Origin of the sequence: Achromobacter seleniivolatilans (assembly GCF_030864005.1) — a bacterium.
Classification (GTDB): domain Bacteria; phylum Pseudomonadota; class Gammaproteobacteria; order Burkholderiales; family Burkholderiaceae_B; genus Achromobacter; species Achromobacter seleniivolatilans.
Window position 1 is genome coordinate 727168 of sequence record NZ_CP132976.1, and the last position, 23555, is coordinate 750722.

The 23555-nt window shown below is 60.2% G+C and carries 23 protein-coding genes; 19 read left to right on the forward strand and 4 right to left on the reverse strand.

Features of this window, described 5'->3' with window-relative positions; all coding sequences use genetic code 11:
- Positions 1–70: 70 nt before the first annotated feature.
- Positions 71–2521 (forward strand): endopeptidase La, encoded by a 2451-nt coding sequence (gene lon, locus RAS12_RS03305; RefSeq protein WP_306945080.1) that lies wholly within the window; start codon positions 71–73, stop codon positions 2519–2521.
- 151 nt (positions 2522–2672) lie between these two features.
- On the opposite strand, the gene lexA is transcribed toward lon, so the two are convergent.
- Both lexA and RAS12_RS03315 read right to left on the reverse strand, forming a co-directional pair.
- Entirely contained in the window at positions 2673–3320 is a 648-nt protein-coding gene (lexA, locus tag RAS12_RS03310) for a transcriptional repressor LexA (RefSeq protein ID WP_306945082.1), read from the reverse strand.
- A 171-nt stretch (positions 3321–3491) separates the two neighbouring features.
- A complete protein-coding gene (locus RAS12_RS03315; RefSeq protein ID WP_306945084.1) occupies positions 3492–4691 on the reverse strand; it encodes an amino acid aminotransferase in 1200 nt (399 codons plus the stop codon).
- A gap of 109 nt (positions 4692–4800) precedes the next feature.
- Here RAS12_RS03315 and uvrB point away from each other — a divergent pair, with 109 nt between their 5' ends.
- The 11 genes from uvrB to RAS12_RS03370 all read left to right on the forward strand — a co-directional run bounded on the left by uvrB (position 4801) and on the right by RAS12_RS03370 (position 14423).
- Positions 4801–6903: an excinuclease ABC subunit UvrB gene (gene uvrB, locus RAS12_RS03320; protein WP_306945087.1), complete on the forward strand. Its 2103-nt coding sequence runs from the start codon at positions 4801–4803 to the stop codon at positions 6901–6903.
- A 247-nt stretch (positions 6904–7150) separates the two neighbouring features.
- Entirely contained in the window at positions 7151–7642 is a 492-nt protein-coding gene (locus tag RAS12_RS03325; RefSeq protein WP_306945088.1) for a low molecular weight protein-tyrosine-phosphatase, read from the forward strand.
- A gap of 193 nt (positions 7643–7835) precedes the next feature.
- Entirely contained in the window at positions 7836–8378 is a 543-nt protein-coding gene (gene iscR, locus RAS12_RS03330) for a Fe-S cluster assembly transcriptional regulator IscR (RefSeq protein ID WP_306945092.1), read from the forward strand.
- A 21-nt stretch (positions 8379–8399) separates the two neighbouring features.
- On the forward strand, positions 8400–9611 hold the full coding sequence (locus RAS12_RS03335; protein ID WP_306945094.1) for an IscS subfamily cysteine desulfurase: 1212 nt from the start codon (positions 8400–8402) through the stop codon (positions 9609–9611).
- A gap of 33 nt (positions 9612–9644) precedes the next feature.
- Positions 9645–10049: a Fe-S cluster assembly scaffold IscU gene (iscU, locus tag RAS12_RS03340; RefSeq protein WP_306945097.1), complete on the forward strand. Its 405-nt coding sequence runs from the start codon at positions 9645–9647 to the stop codon at positions 10047–10049.
- 2 nt (positions 10050–10051) lie between these two features.
- Positions 10052–10375 carry an iron-sulfur cluster assembly protein IscA gene (gene iscA, locus RAS12_RS03345; protein ID WP_306945099.1) on the forward strand — a complete coding sequence of 108 codons (324 nt, stop codon included), beginning with the start codon at positions 10052–10054 and terminating at the stop codon, positions 10373–10375.
- A 3-nt stretch (positions 10376–10378) separates the two neighbouring features.
- Complete coding sequence (gene hscB / locus RAS12_RS03350; RefSeq protein WP_306945101.1) at positions 10379–10891, forward strand: Fe-S protein assembly co-chaperone HscB; 513 nt, start codon at positions 10379–10381, stop codon at positions 10889–10891.
- 72 nt (positions 10892–10963) lie between these two features.
- The gene (gene hscA, locus RAS12_RS03355) at positions 10964–12826 is read left to right on the forward strand and encodes a Fe-S protein assembly chaperone HscA (protein ID WP_306945103.1); all 1863 of its coding nucleotides are present in this window, start codon (positions 10964–10966) and stop codon (positions 12824–12826) included.
- A 9-nt stretch (positions 12827–12835) separates the two neighbouring features.
- The gene (fdx, locus tag RAS12_RS03360) at positions 12836–13177 is read left to right on the forward strand and encodes an ISC system 2Fe-2S type ferredoxin (protein WP_306945105.1); all 342 of its coding nucleotides are present in this window, start codon (positions 12836–12838) and stop codon (positions 13175–13177) included.
- A complete protein-coding gene (gene iscX, locus RAS12_RS03365) occupies positions 13177–13371 on the forward strand; it encodes a Fe-S cluster assembly protein IscX (RefSeq protein WP_306945107.1) in 195 nt (64 codons plus the stop codon). Before fdx ends, iscX begins: the two co-directional genes overlap by 1 nt.
- 167 nt (positions 13372–13538) lie before the next feature.
- Positions 13539–14423 carry a methylglyoxal synthase gene (locus RAS12_RS03370; protein ID WP_306945109.1) on the forward strand — a complete coding sequence of 295 codons (885 nt, stop codon included), beginning with the start codon at positions 13539–13541 and terminating at the stop codon, positions 14421–14423.
- On the opposite strand, the gene RAS12_RS03375 is transcribed toward RAS12_RS03370, so the two are convergent.
- A complete protein-coding gene (locus RAS12_RS03375; RefSeq protein ID WP_306945112.1) occupies positions 14416–15378 on the reverse strand; it encodes a LysR family transcriptional regulator in 963 nt (320 codons plus the stop codon). The genes RAS12_RS03370 and RAS12_RS03375 overlap by 8 nt on opposite strands.
- Before the next feature lie 130 nt (positions 15379–15508).
- Here RAS12_RS03375 and RAS12_RS03380 point away from each other — a divergent pair, with 130 nt between their 5' ends.
- The 3 genes from RAS12_RS03380 to RAS12_RS03390 are packed head-to-tail and all read left to right on the forward strand — an operon-like array spanning position 15509 to position 18491.
- A complete protein-coding gene (locus RAS12_RS03380; protein ID WP_306945114.1) occupies positions 15509–16483 on the forward strand; it encodes a Bug family tripartite tricarboxylate transporter substrate binding protein in 975 nt (324 codons plus the stop codon).
- A 20-nt stretch (positions 16484–16503) separates the two neighbouring features.
- Positions 16504–17709 carry a CaiB/BaiF CoA transferase family protein gene (locus tag RAS12_RS03385; RefSeq protein ID WP_306945115.1) on the forward strand — a complete coding sequence of 402 codons (1206 nt, stop codon included), beginning with the start codon at positions 16504–16506 and terminating at the stop codon, positions 17707–17709.
- The gene (locus RAS12_RS03390; protein ID WP_306945116.1) at positions 17709–18491 is read left to right on the forward strand and encodes an enoyl-CoA hydratase/isomerase family protein; all 783 of its coding nucleotides are present in this window, start codon (positions 17709–17711) and stop codon (positions 18489–18491) included. Before RAS12_RS03385 ends, RAS12_RS03390 begins: the two co-directional genes overlap by 1 nt.
- Positions 18492–18497: 6 nt before the next feature.
- Here the strand turns inward: RAS12_RS03390 and RAS12_RS03395 are convergent, their stop codons facing one another.
- Entirely contained in the window at positions 18498–19301 is an 804-nt protein-coding gene (locus tag RAS12_RS03395) for an enoyl-CoA hydratase/isomerase family protein (protein WP_306945118.1), read from the reverse strand.
- Between the two features lie 256 nt (positions 19302–19557).
- Between RAS12_RS03395 and RAS12_RS03400 the strand changes: the two genes are divergently transcribed.
- From RAS12_RS03400 to RAS12_RS03415, 4 genes are read left to right on the forward strand one after another with little or no spacing between them, the layout of a single operon-like run.
- Positions 19558–20382, forward strand: a complete 825-nt coding sequence (locus RAS12_RS03400) for an ABC transporter ATP-binding protein (protein ID WP_306945120.1) — start codon at positions 19558–19560, stop codon at positions 20380–20382.
- Positions 20382–21260 (forward strand): branched-chain amino acid ABC transporter permease, encoded by an 879-nt coding sequence (locus tag RAS12_RS03405; RefSeq protein WP_306945123.1) that lies wholly within the window; start codon positions 20382–20384, stop codon positions 21258–21260. The genes RAS12_RS03400 and RAS12_RS03405 overlap by 1 nt, the downstream gene beginning before the upstream one ends.
- A gap of 3 nt (positions 21261–21263) precedes the next feature.
- Complete coding sequence (locus RAS12_RS03410) at positions 21264–22301, forward strand: branched-chain amino acid ABC transporter permease (RefSeq protein WP_306945125.1); 1038 nt, start codon at positions 21264–21266, stop codon at positions 22299–22301.
- 49 nt (positions 22302–22350) lie between these two features.
- Positions 22351–23532 carry an ABC transporter substrate-binding protein gene (locus RAS12_RS03415; protein WP_306945127.1) on the forward strand — a complete coding sequence of 394 codons (1182 nt, stop codon included), beginning with the start codon at positions 22351–22353 and terminating at the stop codon, positions 23530–23532.
- The last annotated feature ends 23 nt before the right edge of the window (positions 23533–23555 follow it).

A 23555-nucleotide genomic window follows, 5' to 3' on the forward strand; every position in this document is an offset into this window, starting at 1 on the left:
GACGCGGATTGCTTGGGGTATACCCGAGCCTCCTGTCCCCGATACGTTGAGTCATACCGAGGAACCTCCTATGTCTGCCAGCCAGACCCTGCCTTCCGACCCGATCGACCTGCCCCTGCTCCCACTTCGCGATGTCGTGGTGTTTCCGCACATGGTCATCCCGCTGTTCGTCGGCCGACCGCGCTCAATTCGCGCGCTCGAGGTTGCGATGGAAGCGGGTAAGAGCATCATGCTCGTGGCCCAAAAGTCCGCGGGCAAAGATGACCCTACGCCCGAAGACGTGTACGAAATCGGATGCGTTGCCGGCATTTTGCAAATGCTCAAGTTGCCCGATGGCACCGTCAAGGTGCTGGTTGAAGGCACCCAGCGCGCCCGCATCAACAGCATCGAAGATGCCGATTCGCACTTCACCTGCCAGGTGGCGCCGATCGAACCGGACGCCATGCAAGGTTCCGAAACCGAGGCTCTGCGCCGCGCGATCGTTGCCCAGTTTGAGCAGTACGTGAAGCTCAACAAAAAGATTCCCCCGGAGATCCTGACCTCGCTGGCCGGCATCGATGATGCAGGACGCCTGGCTGACACGATCGCCGCGCATCTTCCGCTGAAGCTCGAGCAGAAGCAAAAGATGCTGGAGATCGTCGGTACTTCCGAGCGCCTTGAAGGCTTGCTTACGCAGCTTGAAACCGAAATCGACATTCTTCAGGTCGAGAAGCGGATTCGCGGCCGCGTGAAGAAGCAGATGGAAAAGAGCCAGCGCGACTACTACTTGAATGAGCAGGTCAAAGCCATTCAGAAGGAGTTGGGCGAGGGCGAAGAAGGCGCGGACATCGAAGAGCTTGAAAAGAAGATCATCGCTGCCCACATGCCGAAAGAGGCGCGTAAGAAGGCCGATGCCGAGCTGAAGAAGCTCAAGCTCATGTCGCCCATGTCGGCTGAAGCCACCGTGGTGCGCAACTATATCGATACGCTCATCAATCTCCCCTGGAGAAAGAAGAGCAAGATCAACAACTCCATCAGCAACGCGGAAACGGTGCTGGATAACGACCACTATGGTCTGGAGAAGGTCAAAGAACGTATTCTTGAATATCTTGCCGTTCAACAACGCGTGGACAAGATCAAGGCGCCGATTCTGTGCCTGGTAGGCCCTCCGGGCGTCGGTAAGACTTCGCTTGGGCAGTCTATCGCCAAGGCAACGAACCGCAAGTTCGTTCGCATGGCGCTGGGCGGCGTGCGCGACGAAGCCGAAATTCGCGGCCATCGTCGTACGTACATTGGCTCGATGCCGGGCAAGATTGTTCAGAACATGTCGAAGGTTGGCGTTCGCAATCCGTTGTTCCTGCTTGATGAAATTGACAAGCTGGGCATGGACTTCCGTGGCGACCCGTCGTCGGCATTGCTCGAAGTGCTGGACCCGGAACAAAACCATACGTTCCAGGACCACTATATCGAGGTCGATTTTGACCTGTCGGACGTCATGTTCGTCGCGACCAGCAACACGCTGAATATTCCGCCGGCCCTGCTGGACCGTATGGAAGTGATCCGCCTGTCCGGTTATACGGAAGAGGAAAAGATCCATATCGCCCGCGACCATCTGCTGCCCAAGCTGATGAAAAACAACGGCGTTAAGGATAGCGAACTGACCGTGGACGACAGCGCGCTGCGCGACATCGTGCGCTACTACACCCGCGAAGCTGGTGTCCGTGCGCTTGAGCGCGAAGTGGGCAAGATCTGCCGCAAGGTGATCAAACAGCTGCTGACCCAGACGGATCGTGCGAAGGCCGAGGGCAAGACCCTTGAGGCCAAGGCGGTTAATGTCACGGGCGACAACCTGAGCGATTTCCTGGGCGTGCGCCGCTACGCCTTCGGTATGGCCGAAAAGGAAAACCAGATTGGCCAAGTCACTGGTCTGGCCTGGACGGAAGTCGGTGGCGACCTGCTGACGATTGAAGTCGCGGACATGCCGGGTAAGGGCGTCATCCAACGCACGGGTTCGCTTGGCGACGTGATGAAGGAATCGGTCGAAGCTGCTCGTACCGTGGTGCGTTCGCGGGCTCGCCGTCTGGGCTTTGCCGACAGCGTGTTCGAGAAGCACGACATGCACGTGCACGTGCCGGAAGGTGCGACGCCCAAGGACGGTCCGTCTGCGGGTATCGCGATCACGACGGCCATGGTGTCGGCCTTGTCACGCATCCCTGTGCGCGCCAATGTCGCTATGACCGGCGAAATTACGTTGCGCGGCGAAGTGTTGCCAATCGGCGGCTTGAAGGAAAAACTGCTGGCAGCCCATCGTGGCGGCATCAAGACGGTCTTGATCCCGGAAGAAAACGTCAAGGATTTGGCGGAGATCCCGGATAACGTCAAGAACCACCTTGAGATCGTTCCGGTGCGTTGGATCGACAAGGTTCTGGAGCTGGCCTTGGAGCGTCTGCCTGAGCCCTTGGCTGAGGAAGAAGCCGTCAAGGAACCTCTGGTTGCCAAACCAGCTGAGCCTGGTTCGACCGATCCGGTGTTGAAGCACTGATCCCCACCCCAAGGGCGCCTTCGTAAAGGGGCGCTCTAATACAAAACCCCGCTCATTGGCGGGGTTTTGTTTTTGGGTCTTGCTGTGGAGGGCAGGCAGGAAAATAAGCGAATGCTTGGTGCCGTTAATTCCCTGGCCCGGCCCACACGCACTAATGCAGCGCGTGTGTGCGGATCAGGCCGACAGCGATGCCTTCAAGCGCGAACTCCTGATCAGCTTCGACGATGATCGTTTGGAAGTCGGGGTTTTCGGGCAGGAGCTCGATATGGCCGTTGGTGCGCTGGAGTCGCTTGACTGTGACGTCGTCGCCCAAGCGGGCCACAACGATTTGGCCATTGCGGGCTTCAGACGCTTTTTTAACCGCAAGCAGATCGCCTTCCAGGATGCCAGCGTCGCGCATGCTCATGCCGCGCACCTTTAGCAGGTAGTCGGGCGCTTGAGCAAACAGGTGCGGGTCGACGCCCACCTCGCGTTCGACGTGCTCGGCAGCAAGAATGGGGCTGCCTGCAGCCACACGGCCAACCAGCGGCAGCAGCAGTTGCGCCAGCGAGGGCACAAAAGAGGCTTGCGATGCGGCGGGCGAGGAGTCTTTCAGGCGGATACCGCGTGACGCGCCTGCGGTCAGCTCAATGGCGCCTTTACGGGCTAAAGCCTTGAGGTGATCTTCTGCTGCATTGGGGGAACGAAAACCGAGGGCTTGGGCGATTTCGGCACGCGTCGGCGGAAAGCCGGTGCGCGTGACGGTCTGCCTGATGAGGTCCAGGATTTGTTGTTGGCGATCAGTGAGTTTGCTGGCCATGGCGATTCCGGGGTGAGCGGACTGTACATATATACAGCGTCATTCTGGGGGACGCAGCATAAAAAAGCAAGCCAGGGGAAGGGCAGCAAAGCAAAACGGAGCCCTTGGGCTCCGTTCTATAGCAGCAAGCAGCGCCCCGCAAAGGGCCGGCTAGCAAAGCGCGTTAGCGCTTTACAGCACTGCTGCGATACCGGCGGCAACCTTGTCGATGTTGCCGCTGTTCAGTGCAGCCACGCAGATGCGGCCGCTGGACACGGCATAGACGCCGTGTTCTTCACGCAGGCGATCCACTTGCGCGGAGGTCAGGCCCGAGTACGAGAACATGCCGCGCTGTTCCAGCACGAAGCTGAAGTCCTGCTTGCCGCCGTGTTCCTTGATCTTCTCGACCAGTTGCTTGCGCATCAGGCGAATACGATCGCGCATGCCGGCCAGCTCTTCTTCCCACATGGCAAACAGCTCAGGGGTGTTCAGAACGGTCGACACAACCGTGCCGCCATGGGTGGGCGGGTTGGAGTAGTTGGTGCGGATGACGCGCTTCAACTGGCTCAGCACGCGAGTGGCTTCTTCCTTGTTGCCAGCCACTACCGTCAGGGCGCCAACGCGCTCGCCGTACAGCGAGAACGACTTGGAGAACGACGAGCTGATGAACATGGTCATGTCCAGGTCGGCGAACATGCGCACGACCGAAGCATCTTCCGTCAGGCCTTCACCAAAGCCCTGATAGGCGATGTCGAGGAACGGGACCAGGTTGTTTTCTTTCACGACTGCGGCGATCTGCTTCCACTGATCGTCAGTAGGGTCCACGCCGGTCGGGTTGTGGCAGCAAGCGTGCAGCACGACGACGGTCTTGGCCGGCGCGGCCTTAAGATCCGCCAGCATGGCGTCAAAATTCAAGCCGCGGGTGGTCGCGTCGTAGTACGAGTACGTGCCAACTTCAAAACCGGCGCGTTCAAACAGTGCGCGGTGGTTTTCCCAGCTGGGGTTGCTGATCAGCACCTTGGAGGTGGGCAGCAACTGGCGCAGGAAATCGGCGCCGATCTTCAGTGCGCCCGTGCCGCCCAGTGCTTGGGTGGTCAGCACACGGCCGGCGGCAGCCAGCGCGGAATCCTTGCCCAGCAGCAGCGCTTGCGCACCCTGGTTGTAGCCGGCGATGCCTTCAATCGGCAGATAGCCGCGCGCAGCGGCAGCTTCAATACGGGCGGTTTCAGCCTTGCGTACTGCGGCCAGCAGCGGGATACGTCCCTGGTCGTCGTAGTACACGCCCACGCCCAGGTTTACTTTACCCGGACGCGTATCCGCGTTGTATTGTTCGTTCAGACCAAGAATGGGGTCGCGCGGCGCGAGTTCGACGGAATCGAAAAGGGTGCTCATGGGACTCTGATGAGGATGGGTGGACGCAGTACGGTGTGCTGTGGATAATGGGGGGTTTACCCTGGAACAGTCTAGCATGCCTAAGAGTTCAATAGACCCGAGTGGTGCAATGGACAAGAGTGCGGACGCGGCTGCCGTTGCCCCTGTTGTGGAAGCCCCCATTTCGGGGGGAGGGGCCGGTCCCGTTGCGGGGCCAGGGTTCATCGATTATCCCAACAGCCCGTTTCACCTTTATCAGCCCTATCCGCCCGCCGGCGATCAGCCCGCAGCTATAGAAGCATTGACGCAAGGGGTTGAGGACGGCCTGATGTTTCAGACCCTGCTGGGGGTGACTGGCTCGGGCAAGACCTACACGATGGCGAACGTGATTGCCCAGATGGGCCGTCCCGCGCTGGTTCTGGCCCCTAATAAGACTCTGGCCGCGCAGCTCTACGCGGAGATGCGGGAGTTCTTTCCGAAGAACGCTGTCGAATACTTCGTCTCTTACTACGATTACTACCAGCCCGAGGCCTATGTGCCGACGCGCGATCTGTTCATTGAGAAAGACTCGTCCATCAATGAACACATCGAGCAGATGCGGCTCTCGGCCACCAAGAGCCTGCTGGAACGCCGTGACACGATCATTGTGGGCACAGTGTCGTGCATCTACGGTATCGGCAACCCCGGCGATTACCACGCGATGGTCCTGATTTTGCGCAGCGGTGATCAGATATCCCGCCGCGAGATTCTGGCGCGTCTGGTTGCCATGCAATACACGCGTAACGACGCCGAGTTCACCCGCGGCGTATTCCGCGTGCGCGGCGAAACCATTGATATCTTCCCTGCGGAAAGCGCCGAGTTGGCGTTGCGGCTGACCCTGTTTGATGACGAGATCGAAAGCCTGGAGCTTTTTGATCCCTTGACCGGCCGTATCCGCCAAAAGCTGCCGCGCTTCACGGTGTACCCCGGGTCGCACTATGTGACGCCGCGCGATACGGTGCTGCGCGCTATCGAAACAATCAAGGAAGAGCTGCGTGACCGCGTCAAGCGCTATATCGACGACGGCCATCTGGTCGAGGCGCAGCGCCTGGAGCAGCGCACCCGTTTCGATCTGGAAATGCTGCAAGAGCTGGGCTTCTGTAAGGGTATCGAAAACTACTCGCGGCATCTTTCCGGTGCCGCGCCTGGTGATCCGCCGCCCACGCTGATTGACTACCTGCCGTCCGATGCTCTGATGTTCATCGACGAAAGCCACGTGACGATCGGGCAGTTAAGCGGCATGTACCGCGGCGACCGCTCGCGCAAGGAAACATTGGTGCAGTACGGCTTCCGCCTGCCGTCCGCGCTGGATAACCGCCCGCTCAAGCTCGAGGAGTTCGAGACCCGGATGCGCCAATGCGTCTTCGTGTCGGCGACCCCTGCGGCTTACGAGAAAGAGCACACCGATAATGTGGTGGAGCAGGTGGTGCGGCCGACGGGTCTGGTCGACCCCTTGGTCGAAGTGCTGCCTGCCCGCACGCAGGTGGATGACTTGCTGGGCCAGATCAAGGCGCGTACTGCGCTAAGCGAACGGGTGCTTGTCACCACGCTGACCAAGCGCATGGCGGAAGACCTGACCGACTTCCTGAGCGAGCATGGGATAAAGGTGCGCTACCTGCACTCTGATATCGACACCGTCGAGCGCGTGGAAATCCTGCGCGACTTGCGCCTGGGTATGTTCGATGTGCTGGTAGGGATCAACCTGCTGCGAGAAGGGTTGGACATTCCCGAGGTGTCGCTTGTGGCGATTCTGGATGCAGACAAAGAAGGCTTCCTGCGATCGGAACGCAGCTTGATTCAGACTATTGGGCGCGCGGCGCGCAATTTGAACGGCCACGCCATTCTGTATGCGGATCGCATTACGGATTCCATGCAGCGTGCCATGGAAGAAACCAGCCGGCGTCGAGCCAAGCAACTGCAATTCAATATCGACAATGGCATTACGGCCCGTGGCGTGCATAAGGCTGTGCGGGAATTGATCGATGGCATTGTGGCGCCGGTGCAGCACGATGCGCTGGAAGCGGCTGTTCCCGCCGAGTTCCTGAAGGACGAAAAGGCGCTGGCGCGCGAGCTCAAGCGCTTGGAAAAACTGATGATGGACCACGCCCGAAACCTGGAATTCGAGCAGGCAGCGGCCGCCCGGGATGCCTTGACAGCATTGAAGCAGCGGGTGCTTTTGGGCGGGGCGGTGTGATTTCAGGGCTACATTCGGCTGGGCTTATTTGCTTACGTAAAGCTGAATTCAACAAAAAGCGGCCCAGTCGATTTGCTGTCTCTTAATCTTCAGAAAAGTACGGTTGCCAGCTTCACCCATAGTCGCTAATTGTTCTGCAACTAATTGATTATTAAGGAATAAGTTGCAGAGAAAATTTCCGCCTGCCCAATCTGGCAACCGCAAAAAAAGCTTGCCTTATCTCGGGTTTTCCCGCACACTTACTCCCATGATGACCAAGGTACTTTTCGTTTGCATGGGCAATATCTGTCGCTCGCCGAGCGCAGAGGGCGTGTTTCGCCATTTGGTGAATGACGCGGGTTTGGGCGACTCTGTTCGCATCGACTCCGCCGGCACGCACGCGTTTCATATCGGCGAGGCGCCTGATGCCCGGGCGCAGGCTGCGGCGCGTAAGCGCGGCTACGAGATCACGCACTGCGAGGCGCGTCAGGTCACGGCTGAAGATTTCCGCGACTTTGACCTTATCCTCGCCATGGATTGGGATAACCTGTCTGCGATGCAGCAGCAGTGCCCCAAGATTTATCAGCACAAGCTGATGCTGTTGATGCGTTTTGCCAATGAGTTCGAAGAGGCCACTGTGCCCGATCCGTACTATGGCGGCGCTGACGGCTTCGGCAAGGTGCTCGATTATCTGGAAGACGCCTGTCAGGGTGTTCTTGAACTAGTCCGTAAGCGCGCGACCCAGTACCAGGCGGCATGACCGCTGGTCCCGTAGAGCCGCCTGTAGTGCGGCTTCCGGGGTACTTGGCAGTAAAAAAACCGCGCAACAGCGCGGTTTTTTCTGGTCAGTAGCCATACCAAATTAGTCGGGAATAGGCTATACTTGACCCAATTACTCGGGTATTGGTCGCTGGATTCGCTGGCGGCCATTGCCGATTCACAGGGAACCCACCATGCGGCTAACTACCAAAGGGCGTTTCGCCGTGACTGCCATGATCGATCTGGCTATGCGGCAGCATAGCGGCCCGGTCACTCTTGCGGCCATCAGCCAGCGTCAGAATATTTCGCTTTCTTATCTTGAACAGTTGTTCGGGAAACTGCGTCGCCACGAACTCGTGGACAGCGTACGCGGTCCGGGCGGCGGTTACTCGCTTGCGCGTCTTGCACGCAACGTGACCGTGGCCGACATTATCTTTGCGGTCGATGAGCCGTTGGACGCCACCAGCTGTGGCGGAAAGCGGGACTGTACGAGCGGCAACGACGGCAAGCCGGGCAAGTGCATGACGCACGAGCTCTGGGCCACGTTGAATCGCAAGATGGTCGATTACCTGGATTCGGTGTCCCTGCAAGATCTGGTTGATCAGCAGCGCGTGCGCCAATTGCAGGAAGCCAACAATCAAGCGCAGGCTTGCTCGGTGCGTGTGAACAGGGTAGGGGGCGCTACGACTGCCGCCAATGCCCCGACCACGACCGTCGCTGCCAATGCCACCGTATAAGAAGCATCAGGAGTTGTACAAATGACCACCCGCCCGATTTATCTGGACTATTCGGCCACGACCCCCGTCGACCCCCGCGTCGTGGACAAGATGGTGCCTTGGCTGTACGAGAACTTTGGCAATCCGGCATCGCGTAGCCACGCGTTTGGCTGGGAGTCCGAAGACGCCGTCGAACGCGCCCGCGAAGAAGTCGCCAAGCTGGTCAATGCAGACCCGCGCGAAATCGTCTGGACGTCCGGCGCTACGGAATCCAACAACCTGGCTATCAAGGGCGCCGCGAATTTCTACGCGGAACGCGGCAAGCACATCATTACGGTCAAGACCGAGCACAAAGCCGTGCTGGACACCTGTCGTGAGCTGGAACGTCAAGGCTTCGAAGTCACGTACCTGAACGTGAAAGACGATGGCCTGATCGACCTGGACACCTTCAAGGCTGCGTTGCGCCCCGATACCGTGCTGGTGTCGGTGATGATGGTGAACAACGAAATTGGCGTTATTCAGGACATCGAAGCCCTGGGCGAGATCTGCCGCGAAAAGGGCATTATTTTCCACGTGGACGCCGCGCAGGCAACTGGCAAGGTGGAAATCGATCTGCAAAAGCTGAAGGTCGACCTGATGTCGTTCTCGGCGCACAAAACTTACGGCCCCAAGGGCATCGGCGCGCTTTATGTGCGCCGCAAGCCGCGTATCCGCATCGAAGCGCAAATGCACGGTGGCGGCCATGAGCGCGGTTTCCGCTCCGGCACGCTTGCCACGCACCAGATCGTTGGCATGGGCGAGGCTTTCCGCCTGGCTCGCGAAGAAATGGGCACCGAGAACGAGCGTATCCGCATGCTGCGCGACCGTCTCTGGAATGGCCTGTCGCAGATCGAAGAGGTCTACCTGAACGGCGATATGGACCAGCGCGTTCCGCACAACCTGAATGTCAGCTTCAATTATGTCGAAGGCGAGTCCCTGATCATGGCGATCAAGGAACTGGCCGTGTCGAGCGGTTCGGCCTGCACGTCAGCCAGCCTGGAGCCGTCCTATGTGTTGCGCGCCCTGGGCCGCAACGACGAGTTGGCACACAGTTCGATCCGTTTCACGCTGGGCCGCTTCACGACCGAAAAGGAAGTGGATTACGCCATTGAGCTGTTGAAGAGCCGGGTTGGCAAGCTGCGCGATATGTCGCCGCTGTGGGAAATGGCCAAGGAAGGCATCGACTTGAACACCGTGCAGTGGGCTGCGCACTAAGCGCCCGCGCCAAGAAATACGTGGAGAAAAAACATGTCTTACAGCACTAAAGTACTGGATCACTACGAAAACCCGCGCAACGTCGGTTCGTTCGACAAGTCGGACGAGTCGGTCGGTACCGGCATGGTCGGCGCGCCGGCCTGTGGCGACGTGATGAAGCTGCAAATCAAGGTCAATGAGTCGGGCGTGATTGAAGACGCACGGTTCAAGACCTACGGCTGCGGCTCGGCCATCGCCTCCAGCTCGCTCGTGACCGAATGGGTCAAGGGCAAGACGCTGGACGAAGCGATGAACATCCGCAATACGCAGATCGCTGAAGAACTGGCCCTGCCGCCTGTGAAGGTTCACTGTTCGATCCTGGCCGAAGACGCGATCAAGGCCGCGGTGCAGAACTACAAAGAAAAGCATTCGGTTCCGGCCGAAGCTGTGGCGGGCTGATCATGTCCGTTACCCTGACCCAACAGGCTGCAACCCATATCGGCCGCTACTTGCAAAAGCGCGGAAAGGGTATTGGCTTGCGGCTCGGCGTTAGGACGACGGGCTGCTCCGGCATGGCCTATAAGTTGGAATACGTGGACGACTCGGCGCCGGAAGACACCGTGTTCGAAAGCTTTGGCGTGAAGGTCTTTGTGGACCCGAAGAGCCTGGCTTATCTGGATGGCACCGAGCTGGACTATGCCCGCGAAGGCCTGAACGAAGGTTTCAAGTTCCGCAACCCCAACGAAAAGGCGACCTGCGGCTGCGGCGAGTCGTTCACGGTGTAAGTCTTGGCTGGAGACGATCACTTCAGCCTGTTCGGCTTGCAGGCTCGCTTCGACCTGGACGCGCAAGCATTGGAAACCGCGTGGCGAGCTGTCGCCGCGCAGGTGCACCCGGATCGCTATGCTACGGCTAGCCCTGCGGAACGCCGCGTGGCCATGCAGTGGGCCGCCCGTGCCAATGAGGCATACCGGGTGTTGCGCGATCCCTTGCTGCGCGCCCGTTACTTGTGCGAGCAGGCCGGGGTCGACTTGCAGACCGAGAGCAACACGTCCATGGACACCGAGTTCCTGATGCAGCAGATGACCTGGCGCGAGATGCTGGACGACGCGCGTGGCGATGCTCGCGCGTTGGACGCCTTGCAGACGGAATTGCAGGAGGCGCGTGCCGCGATGCGCGCCACGCTGTCGCGGCTGCTGGATGACGAGCGCAACTATGCTGCCGCCGGGCTCAAGGTGCGGGAATGGATGTTCGTGGAAAAGCTGGCAAACGAGCTGGCCCACGCCCAACCCGCTGGATAGCCAAAGGCGCGTTGGGGCGTCCGTGCGACGGGCGCCAGGACAACGCGGCCTACTGACCAGAAAAATAGAATCATGGCCTTATTGCAGATTTCCGAGCCCGGTGAGTCGCCCGCACCGCACCAGCGCAAGCTGGCGGTGGGGATCGATCTGGGTACTACCAATTCTCTAGTCGCGGCCGTGCGCAGCAGCGTTGCGGAAGTGCTACCCGACGCGGAAGGCCACGCTTTGTTGCCGTCGGCGGTGCGTTATTTTCCGGGCGGCAAAGTCACGACTGGCCGCGAGCCGCTGGCTCAGCAGGCCGAAGATCCTTTAAATACCGTTGTGTCGGTGAAGCGGTTCATGGGCCGCTCGCTTGAAGAAGCGCGCGCGACGCGTGCGCCTTATGAATTCGTGGATGCGCCCGGCATGGTGCGAATCCGCACCGCGCAGGGCGATCTGAGCCCGGTCGAAGTGTCGGCACAGATTCTGGCGGTGTTGCGTCAGCGGGCGGAAGATGTACTGGGCGACGATCTGGTTGGCGCCGTGATTACCGTTCCCGCGTATTTCGATGATGCGCAGCGCCAGGCGACCCGCGACGCGGCCCGGTTGGCCGGTCTGAATGTGCTGCGCTTGCTGAACGAACCCACCGCTGCGGCGATTGCCTACGGGCTGGATCACGCTTCGGAAGGTGTGTATGCCGTGTATGACTTGGGCGGCGGCACTTTTGATATATCCATTCTGCGTCTGACCCAAGGCGTGTTCGAAGTGATTTCCACTGGCGGCGATACTGCGCTGGGCGGGGATGACTTTGATGCGTTGATCGCGGATCACGCTGTTGCGGGTTTGGCTGCCGGCGAGTTGTCGCCAGCGGATCGCCGCGGCTTGTTGATGGCTGCCCGCGCTGCGCGTGAAGCCTTGTCCGACGCCGAGTCGGCTCACCTGTCGTTGGCGTTGTCTGATGGCCGCAAGGTTGATCTGGCTTTGACGCGTAGTGAATTCGAAAAGCTGGCCGCGCCGCTGATTGAGCGCACGCTGGATTGCGCGCGCCGCGCCCTGCGCGATGCGGCGCTGAAGCCGGCGGATGTGCGTGGCGTGGTGATGGTGGGCGGCGCGACGCGCATGCCCGTCGTGCGCGCTGCCGTGGGCAAGGTGTTCGGCACTGAGCCTTTGACCGATCTGGACCCCGATCAAGTGGTGGCGCTGGGCGCTGCCTTGCAGGCCAATTTGCTGGCTGGCAATCGCGCGCCGGGCGAAGACTGGCTGCTGCTGGATGTGATTCCGCTGTCGCTGGGCTTGGAAACCATGGGTGGTCTGGTTGAGCGCGTGATTCCGCGCAACAGCACCATTCCCGTGGCGCGTGCGCAGGAGTTCACAACGTTCAAGGATGGCCAGACGGCCATGAGCATCCACGTGGTGCAGGGTGAGCGCGATCTGGTTGCAGATTCGCGGTCGCTGGCGCGTTTTGAGTTGCGCGGAATTCCGCCCATGGTGGCGGGCGCTGCGCGTATTCGCGTGACCTTCCAGGTGGATGCGGACGGTTTGCTGAGTGTGACAGCTCGCGAGCAGAGCAAGGGTGTCGAGGCTGCGGTGTCGGTCAAACCGTCGTACGGCTTGTCGGATGACGAGATCGCGCAGATGCTGGCTGATAGCGTGTCGCAAGCGGATAGCGACGCCCGTGCCCGCATGTTGCGTGAACAGCAAGTGGACGCGCGCCAGTTGGTGGAATCCGTGCAGGCGGCGCTAGCCGCTGACGGCGACCTGCTCGACGCGGATGAACGCAAGCGCGTAGATGAATGCCTGCAAGCGGCTATCGGGGCGCAAGACGCCCAGGATGTGGACACGGTGAAAGACGCGGTCGAGGCCCTGTCGGCCGCGACCGACGACTTTGCTGCACGGCGAATGGATCGCAGTATCCGCGCCGCGCTGGCAGGCCGCAAACTTGATGAGATTGCCTGATAAGAAGTTATGCCGAAACTGACTGTATTGCCTCATCCCGATTACTGCCCTGAAGGCGCCGTGATCGAAAATGCGCCCAAGGGCGTGTCGATCTGCCGAGTGTTGCTGGACAACCATATTGATATCGAACACGCCTGCGAATTGTCGTGTGCGTGCACGACCTGTCATGTGGTGATCAAGCAAGGTTATACGTCGCTGGAAGATGCGACGGATGATGAAGAAGATTTGCTGGATAAGGCCTGGGGGCTGGCGCCGACGTCGCGTCTGTCGTGCCAGGCGCTGGTGACCGATGCGGACCTGACGGTCGAGATCCCCAAGTACACCATCAACCACGCGAAAGAGGACCATTGATGAAGTGGACCGACACCTACGATATCGCCACCGCATTGGTGGATGCACATCCTGACGTGGACCCCAAGACGTTGCGGTTTACGCAGTTGCGCGAATGGGTCATGGCCCTGCCTGGCTTCAGCGATGATCCCGCCCATAGTGGCGAGAAAATCCTCGAAGCCATTCAGATGGCCTGGATCGACGAAGCGGACTGACCGTGCTTCGCAAAACGCTCCCTTCGGGGAGCGTTTTTGTTTGGATCGAAAGTTGCCGCCCGCTACGTGGACGGCGCTTTGGGATTTCTGCTTTGCTATGCCGCAGCCGGGACGGTCACGGTATCATCAAGGCTTCGCTTGTTGTCCTTACCTGCCTGAGTCTACCGATGCCCGCTGCCCAATTGCGTTTTGGCCTGGCCGCCAATCGACTGCATCACGAAACGCCTGATGCCGCCTTGTTCACCTGGTTGCGCGCGTGCTCGTCCACGATACGCGAGCTGGGGGTGCAATTGCACACCGTCGGCCGCACGCACGATGCCATCGTGCGAGAAGGCATGCTGCAAGGGTATAGCGGTCTGATTCGCTATCCCTACGGGCGTGAGGGCGGGCTGATGAAGCTGGTTGCCCGCGTGACTGAAGGGCGTGACGGGCAGGCGCCGTTTGACGGCGCAATCTATTTGATCGACCCGGTTGATCCCTCTTCGATTTTCCCTGAGGCACTGGCCTTGAAGCGTCAGTGCATTACGCATGGACGCCCGTTTATTTCGACGCTGGCAGGCGCCATTGAGTGGATGGAAGTTGAACGTATCCATGCGGGCTTGGCGCCGGATGCGTCGGCCTCGCGCCACTTCAACTTCACCGGTCAGACCTTGGCAATGATCGCCCACGATGCGCTCAAAGACGAGATGGTGGCCTTTGCCAGCGAGCACTTTGATTTGCTGTCGCGGTTTGCGCGTCGCGTCGCGACGGGCACCACTGGCGGACGCTTAAATGAGCTGGCTTGGTCGCGCGGCTGGCCGAAGGACACACCGTGGGTGCATCGTTATCTGAGCGGTCCGCTTGGCGGCGATGCGCAGATTGCGGAGCTGGTGCTTGAGCACCAATGCCAGCGCGTGATCTTTTTTGAAGACCCCCATGTGGCGCGTCAGCACGAAGCGGATATTCAATTGCTGGAACGCGCCGTGCGGGTGGTGACGGATTCCGCCACGTGCGCAACCTCGCCAACGGTGGCGCGGCGTTGGGCGCAGGCGGTGGAAAAGCGCGTTATTTAACACCAGCCCGTATGGCGGACGGAGCCATGCTGCCCGCCGCCGTGATGATCCGGCTTACCCGGTCGGCCACTGCGGATGCGGCCATGGACAAGGGCAGCACGTCAGACCGGCATAGGAATACTGGCCGAGTCATTCTGGGTTTGACGACCCTGCGCAGCACGACATCCCCCCTCGCGGCTTCGGCTCGCACCGCCTCGTAAGACAGGATGGTGTGGGCGATGCCGGCTTGCGCCAGTTCGATCAACTGCGGAATGGCATTAGCCTCGGCGATAACGCGGAATTCCACGTTTTGCCGATGTTGATACTGATCCAAGAGCCGCCGAAGACTGTGCGGATTGCCTGGCAGCACCAACGGCAAACCCGCCAACTCACCAAGGTCCATCACGGGCAAGGTTTGCAACGCGAACGGGCGAGGCTTGCCGCCAGATTTGGCGGCGGGCGGCGACACGACCACGAGCTCTTCTTCCATCAGATGTTCAAAGCGCAGGTCGACTGAGGCATCGTCGCTGAACGTCAGGCCCAGGTCGGCATGGCCGGAGCTGACGAAGCCTGGGATGTACCCGGTGCTGGACTCGATAATCTTGATGTAGACACCCGGCCAGTGTTCCAGGCTGAAACGCAGCAGGGGCACAGTCAGCAGCTTTGCCATCGACATCGACATTGCCAGCGAGACGGTCCCGCGCGGGACGTTCACGTCTTCGCGGACGTCCGCGCGTGCGGCATCGATACGGCCCAGGATTTCTCGCGCGTGCGCCAGCATGCGCGTGCCGGCGGCGGTTGGCGTTACGCCGCGGGCGCTGCGATGCAGCAGCACGACGCCCAGATCTTCTTCCAGGTTTCGGATTACCAGGCTGAGTGCCGGTTGCGCCACGTGCAGCGTTGCGGCGGCCCGGCTGATCGATCCCGTGGATACCACCGCAACAAAGCACTGCATTGCGCGAATCGACATCGACATGTGATGGGCCTTTGTGTGAGCAAAGCCATCATGTTTTTATTATGGCCTGCATATTTAAACGGTATTTCCAATATATCAAGCGGCTTCGGATAATGCATCGCCTGCACTAGAAAAAACATACGGAGACATCATGGCGTTAACCAAAGCACTAGTTCTTGGATTGGCTACGGCCGTTCTGGCCACCCCTGCGTTGGCCGACAACTGGCCCTCAAAACCCATCACGTTGCTGGTGCCGTTTTCGGCAGGCGGCCCGACTGACTTCATTGCGCGTCTTGTGGCGGAGCCGTTGTCGCGAGAACTGGGGCAGCAGGTCATTGTGCAGAACAAGCCGGGGGCAAGCGGCAATGTGGGTTATCAAAGCGTGCTCAATGGTCCCGCCGACGGCTACACGCTGATGCACAACACGGTGGGCATGCAGGCGGTGAATCCGTTGATGTATCCCAGCGCGAAGATGCGTCCGTTGCAGGACTTTGTGCCAATCGGAGTGACGGGCGCGATGCCCAATCTGCTGGTCGTGAATCCTGAGCGCACGCCGGTCAAGACCTTGGCCGAGCTGGTGCAGCGCGGGCGCGCGGCTCCGAACGGGTTGAGTTATGCGACGTTTGGCCCGGGCAGCTCGCCCCATGTCTATGGCGCTCTGCTGCAGAAATTGGCGGATTTCCAGGCAGTTGGCGTGGCCTACAAAGGCAGCGCGAACGCGGTGACGGACGTGATCGGCGGCCAGATCGACTTTCTGTTTGACAGCATGTCCACAAGCTTGGGCCAGGTGCAGGCTGGCAGATTGAAGGCGCTGGCGATTACGTCAGCCGAGCGCTCGCCCAACCTGCCGGATGTGCCGACGCTGAAAGAGACCGGCTACCCGAGTCTGGATCTTAAGTTCTGGTTCTCGTTGCAGGCGCCAGCCGGTACGCCGCCCGAGGTGGTGCAGAAGCTGCGCGTTGCCGTCGCGCGAGTGGTGGCAGATGCGGCTTATGGCAAGGCGATGCAAGAGCGCGGCGCGGAAGCCTTGCCCGTCGCACCTGCCGGGCTGGATGCGTTCTTCCAACGTGAAACCGCCCAATGGACGGAAGCCGCGAACGCTATTGGTCTCAAGGCCGAGCAGTGAACAAGCCCGCCGCTATCCCTATGACACCGCTTAAAAACATTACGGTTCTGGACCTGAGCAAGGTGCTGGCCGGCCCGCTTTGCGGGCAGTATCTGGGTGAGCTCGGCGCTCGCGTCATCAAGGTGGAGCCCGTTGGAACGGGCGACGATACGCGCGCGTGGCTGCCTCAGGAAGCGGGTCAATCGGCCACCTTTCTGGCGGTCAATCACAACAAGCGCAGCCTGGCGGTGGATTTGAAGACGCCCGAGGGCCGGGCCGTCGTGCACCGGCTTGCTGAGAAATCAGATGTGGTTTTGCAAGGCTTTGGCGGCAAGACCGCAGCGCGTCTGGGCGTGGACTACGACACGCTCAGCAGCCTGAATCCAGCGCTGATCTATTGCGAGATTTCGGGATACGGCCGGGAAGGCCCGATGGGCGATGAACCGGGATACGACGTCATGCTGCAAGCGTTTAGCGGCATGATCAGCACCATGGGCGAGCCAGGAGGGAATTTTGCACGAGCCAGTTTTTCGCCCGTGGACCTGGGAACAGGTTCGTTTGCGTTAAGCGGGATTCTTGCTGCGCTGCTTGAGCGCAGTCAGACTGGCAAAGGCCAGTACCTGGATGTCTCGCTGCTGGACACGTCGCTAGGCTTGATGTCCTACATGGCGCAGAACTATTGGCGATCTGGCCAGATTCCGCGGCGGATGGGAACCGGACATCCGGCGATGTGTCCGTACCAGGCGTTTCGGGCAGCTGATGGCGATCTGATGCTGGGGGTAGGCAATGACGCGCAGTGGCAGCGGTTTTGCGCTGTGGCGGGTCTGGGTCAAGTGGATAGCCCTGACTATGCGCGTAACGCAGACCGCGTGCGGAACTTCGACGCTACGGTTGCGCTGGTGCAGGGCGTTATTGGAACTCGCACCGTGCAGGATTGGCTGACAGCGCTTAAGCCCGCAGGCGTGGCGTGTTCGGCGATTCACACACTGGACGAGGCGCTTGCGCATCCGCAAGTGGCAGCGCGTGAGCTGATTGTGACCACGCAGCATCCCGTGTTGGGCGAGGTGCAAAGCATCGGTCTGCCGGTGCGTTTTGGGCGTCAGCCCCGTCAGGCCAAGTTGGCCGCGCCTTTGCTGGGTGAGCACAGCCGGGAGATCTTGGCCGAGCTGGGCTACACAGCAGCGGAAATTGAAACGATGCTCGCCGCAGGCAGCGTGCAGGCGACGGCGTCAACGGGAGAAGCCTGATGAATTTTTTGCGCTATGACGTGCGCGACGGAATTGCCGAAATCCATCTTTGCCATGCACCCGTCAATGCACTGGATGTAGCAATGCTGGATGCACTGATAACCGCGTTGGAACGTGCGAACGCGGATGCTGGCGTGCGCGCGGTGTTGATTGCCAGCGATTTGCCGGGACGGTTTTGCGCCGGTCTGGATATGAAGAAGCTGTTGGACAGTTCTCCGCTGCACATTCACGCATTGCTGTCGCGGCTTTACATCAAGCTCTACGATGCGCAGTTCAATCTGAGCAAGCCCTCGATTTCGGTGGTGTCGGGCGCGGTGCGTGGCGGCGGCATGACGGTCGCCATTTCCAGCGACATGGTGGTGGCAGCGGACACGGCCACATTTGGCTATCCGGAAATCGACGTCGGGGTGCTACCTGCCATTCACTATGTGCATCTGCCGGGCATTGTGGGCAAGCATCGGGCGTTTGATTTGTTGTTCACCGGCCGTACCTTCAGCGCCAGCGAGGCGCATGAGTTGGGGCTGGTTGCACGTGTGGTGCCCGAAGCAGAGTTGTTGGGGCAGGCACGCGCGCTCGCTCAGTCTTTGGCCAGCAAGCCCCGGCAGGTGCTGGCCATGGGTCGGCGCGCTTTTGTGTATGCGAACGACAACGACTACCGGCGCAGGGTCGCCACTGCGGTTGAGGTGTTTTGCAATGCGGCCGCCACGCCTGAAGCGGCGGAAGGATTGGCCGCCTTCGTACAGAAACGCGCACCGGATTGGACGAAGGCCGCCGCATCGTAGGCGGATTTACTGGCCCTTGAATTGCGGCGGCCGCTTTTCGCGAAATGCTTGTACCCCTTCGGCGAAATCATTGCGCGATGCGGAGTGCAGGAAGCGAGCGGTTTCTTCGGCCAACTGCGTTTCGAGGGAGGCGTGGGCGGCCGAGCGCAGCAGGTCTTTCGCGCCGGCAATGCCATGCGGCGCGTGGCTGGCGATATCTTGCGCGTAAGCTAGCGCCGCATCACTGAGGCCGCCCGCAGGCGCGATGCGCGTGATGATGCCCCAAGCCAATGCCTCGCTGGCGGTGAAGGGATCGTGGCGCAGCAGCAGATCGAGTGCCCGCTTGGGACCCAGCGCGCGCATCAGCCCGTGCGTCATGCCCGCGTCTGGCGTGGCGCCGAGCTTGAGGTAGGCCGTCATGAAGCGGGCGCCGCTATCGGCAATCGCGAGGTCGCAGGCCAACACCAGCGACAGCCCCGCACCGGCAGCGACGCCGTGAACTTGGGCGAGCCACACTTTGTTCATGCGGGCGATGCGGGAGATGAAATCGTTCAGTGGCGTGAAGAGATCAAGGAGCGTGTTGCGTACCTGCGCCGATTCGCCAGCGAACATGCTGATGTCGCCGCCCGCGCAAAATGCCTTGCCCGCAGCACGCAGTAGCACGACACGGATATCGTTGCGTGTTTCCAGCCATTGCGCCGCCCGTTGTAGATCCTGAGCCATGGCTACATCAATCGCATTGAGCGTGTCGGCGCGGTTCAAAGTCAGCGTTGCCACCGCATCAGCGGCTTCCATCAGCAAGGTCTGAAAGACCGGAAGTTCTTGGGTCATAGCTTGTCTCCGTTATCGGGTAAGTACCAACTGTCGATCCAAAAACCGCGATGCTATGGTCTGAACCGAGCGCTTGCTTGGTTTTTTTTAAGCGCTCTTAGCGTAACGCATAGAACGATTTTCCGGCGCTGGTCTGGCGTAGGTAAAGACAGGTTCGTTGCATCTCCTGCCTAGCGGGTTCGCCTGATTCACCGTCGTAAATAATGTCCGCCACAGGCGGCGAATAAAACTTCGCGATAAAAAAGCGAGGAGACAAATGGTGGATCAGTCCGATAAGCCTCCCTTGCTGGAGGTGGATGGGGTGACGTTGGCGTTCGGCGGAGTCAAAGCGCTGACAGGCGTGGGCTTTCGCGTGGCGCCGGGCTCCATCACCACGATCATCGGCCCGAACGGCGCCGGCAAGACCTCGTTGTTCAACACGATCTCGGGCTTTTACAAGCCAGCATCGGGGCAGATCCGATTTGAAGGCCGCGACATCACGCGCGTGGCCGCGCCGGAACGCGCAAGGCTTGGACTGGCGCGCAGCTTCCAGAACATTGCGCTGTTTCGCGGCATGACGGTGCTGGACAACATCAAGCTGGGCCGCCATGCCCATTTGCGCACCAACGTGCTGGATGCCTTGTTCTATCTGGGCCGGGCGCGCCGCGAAGAGATGGCGCTCCGGGCAGACATCGAAGAACGCATCATTGATTTTCTGGAGATCGACCACATCCGGCACGCGCCTGTGTCGGCGCTTTCCTATGGCTTGCAAAAACGCGTGGAACTCGCGCGCGCGCTAGCGATGAACCCCAAGGTGCTGATGCTGGACGAACCGGTGGCCGGCATGAACCGCGAAGAAACGGACGACATGGCTCGATTCATTCTGGATGCGCGTGCTGAGTGGGGCGTGACGGTGCTGATGGTGGAGCATGACATGGGCATGGTGATGGACCTGTCCGACCATGTTGTGGTGTTGAATTTTGGCCAGGTGATTGCCGATGGCACACCGAGGGAAGTCCAGGCGAATCCCGAAGTCATCAAAGCATATCTGGGTGCAGGGGATGTCGGTGATTTGCGCCGCCGCTTGCGGGAGGCAGCCTGATGGATTGGTTGTTTTTGCTGGAGGTATCGCTGGCGGGATTGGGCAGTGGCGGCCTTTATGCGCTGGCGGCGCTGGCGTTTGTGATCGTCTACAAGGCGACGCGTGTCGTAAACATCGCAATCGGCGAATTCCTGATGCTGGGCGCGTATGTGTTCTATGCGTTTGCCACCGGCATGGAGTGGCCGATCTGGCTGGCTATTGTGGGCGCAGTCGTGGTGTCTGGCGCGCTGGGCGCGCTGGTTGAGCGGTTGACCATACGGCCCATGCTGGGCGAGGCGCCGATCTCGGTATTCATGGTGACGGTCGGACTGGCGTCGATTCTGGTGGGCGTGGTGGAGCTGATCTGGACGGCCGACCAGCGGCGTTTGCCTGAATTCATGCCGCGTGCGCCGGTGATGGTGGGCGAGGCCTTTGTTGCGCCCAAGGTGTTCTACGGGTTCTGGGTTGCAGTGGTACTGGCTTTGCTGGTGTTGGTGGTGTTTCGCTACTGGCGCGGCGGTGTGGCCTTGCGGGCCACGGCGTCGGATCAGGGAGCGGCCTACGCGATGGGCATCAATGTGCCGCGTGTATTTTCTTTGGCATGGGTGGCGGCGGGCGCGCTGGCGGCAGTGTCGGGCGTGATAGTGGGCGCCATCGGCGGCATTTCGTCGTCGATGGGCGTGTTCGGTCTGTCGGTGCTGGTAGTGGTGATCGTGGGAGGCTTGGACAGCGTGGCAGGCGCTCTGGTGGGCGGCATCTTCATTGGCCTGCTGGAAGCTTGGGCGGGCGCCTATCTGGGCGGTGAGTACAAGTTGCTGGCCACGTTTGTTGTGCTGGTGGTGGTGCTGATGGTCAGGCCGTATGGCTTGTTTGGCACCCGCGAAATCGAGAGGCTCTGATCCATGCGTATCGCCACTGCCAAGCAGACCTACCTGGCTGATGAATCACTGTTCGACACCCGCACGCAACATGTGTGGCTGGCGTTGCTGGCGGCTTCGCTCGCGCTGTTTCCGTTTGTGGCTGACGCCTATTGGCTGTATCTGGCTTGTCTGGTCGCTATCAACGTCGCGAGTGCAACCGGGCTGAATATCCTGACCGGCTATACCGGCCTGGTCAGTCTGGGCCAGGCGGCGTTCATGGGCTTGGGCGCCTACACGGTGGCGGTGATGGAGCTGCGTCTGGGGACGCCGGTGCTGATCAATTTGCTGGGCGGCGGTGTGGTGGCGATGGTGGGCGGCTTGCTGGTGGGCATACCTTCTTTGCGGGTGAAGGGCCTGTACCTGGCGATCGCTACGATTGCGGCGTCGTTCATTGCCCATTTCATTTTTGCGAACTGGCAGTTCACGGGCGGCACCACGGGGTTGCAGGTGCCACCCGCGAGGCTGCTGGGTGTGGACCTGGATACGTCTTTCAAGATCTATTGGCTGATTGTTCCTGTGACGGTGCTGATGGTGCTGGGCGCGGCGAATTTGTTCCGCACCCGCATCGGGCGTGCGTTTATTGCGATCCGCGATCGGGACATTTCTGCTGAAGTGCTAGGCATACGCCTGCTGCGCTACAAGCTGCTGTCATTTGGACTGTCTTCGTTTTATGCCGGGGTGGCGGGTGGCTTGTGGGCGTACTTTTTCCGCGTTGTCACGCCCGAGAGCTTTCCGCTGATCATGTCGATTTTTTTCCTGGCGGCCATCATTGTCGGGGGCATGGGGTCAATACTGGGCTCCATTTTGGGCGCGATATTCATGACGATGGTGCCGGAGCTACTCAAGCTGATCGTGGGCTGGCTGCCGGTCGGCGGCGATGCGTTGAGGCTGGTGTCGCCGGTGCGCACCATTGTTTTCGGCCTGCTGATTGTGGGCTTTTTGATCTTCGAGCCGCATGGGCTCGCGGAAATCTGGCGGCGGGTACGCCGTTTCTTCCACTTGTGGCCGTTTCGCACATAGTCGCTGACATGGCCGACTGTATGACTCATCAGACCCAAGGAGACACACCATGAAGCGCATCCGGTTAGGCAGCGGTTTATCGAGGTTGCTGGCCCCATTGGGCCTGGCGGCGGCATTGTCGGCAGCGCCCATTGCGCAGGCGGCGGATGACCTGGTGTTGGGCGGGTCGATTCCGTTAAGCGGCGTGTTTGCTTTTGCCGGCCAGGGTATCCACGCAGGCATTACGGATTACGTGAAGATCATCAACGATCAGGGCGGCATAAAGGGGCGCAAGCTGCGTTACGTGCCCGAAGACACGGCATACAAGGTGGATGCGTCGGTAGCGGCGTTCAAGAAGATCACTAGCCAGAACAAGGTGAACTTCTACTACGGCGATTCGACCGGATTTTCCAAGACGATCAACGCCGAGCTGAACCGGACGGGCGACATCCTGATGACCGGCGCGTCGTTTGCGACCGAGTTGAATGACCCCGCCAAGTATCCGGCGCAGTTCATGCTGGGGCCGGACTACACCGAGATGTTCGGCATTTTGCTGCGCTACATCGCCAAGGAAAAGCCCGGAGCCAAAGTGGCATTCGTCTATTCGGACACGGAATTTGGCCGTGATCCGATTGCCGGTTCGCGTGCCTTGGCCGAGAAGTTGGGGCTGAAAGTCGCAACGGAAATCATGACAGCGCCGGGTAGCGTGGACGTATCGACCGAGGTCATCAAGCTGCGCCGCGCCGACCCTGATTTCACGATCTTCCACGGTTACGTACTGGCGCCCATTCCCGAGTTCGTCGGGCAGGGCAAGCGCATGGGGCTGAAGACGCGCTACATGGGCACGTTCTGGACGATGGACAACTCGACCGTGATGCAGATGGGCGAGGACGCCGAGGGTTTTATGGGCGTGATGCCTTACCGCTACTACTACGACACGGAGGGCGACTCGCCGATGTTGAAGAAGATTCGCGAGATGCGTCCGCAATACCAGAGCACGGGTTATATGCAGGGTTTTCTGGCCGCCATGTTGTTTTCCGAGGTAGCCAAGCGCACGCTGGACGCAGGCAAGGACTTGACCGCCGCCAACATGAAAGCCGCACTTGATGGCATCAAGGATTTTGATACGGGCGGCCTGATCGGCGTGCCAATCTCGATCAAGGGCAACTCGATTCCGGTCGGCCGGATCTATCGAGCCGATGTGAAGCTCAAGCAGATGGTGCCGGCATCCGATTGGATCGTGTTGAAGTGAGGCGCCTGTGAACCCGGGACAGG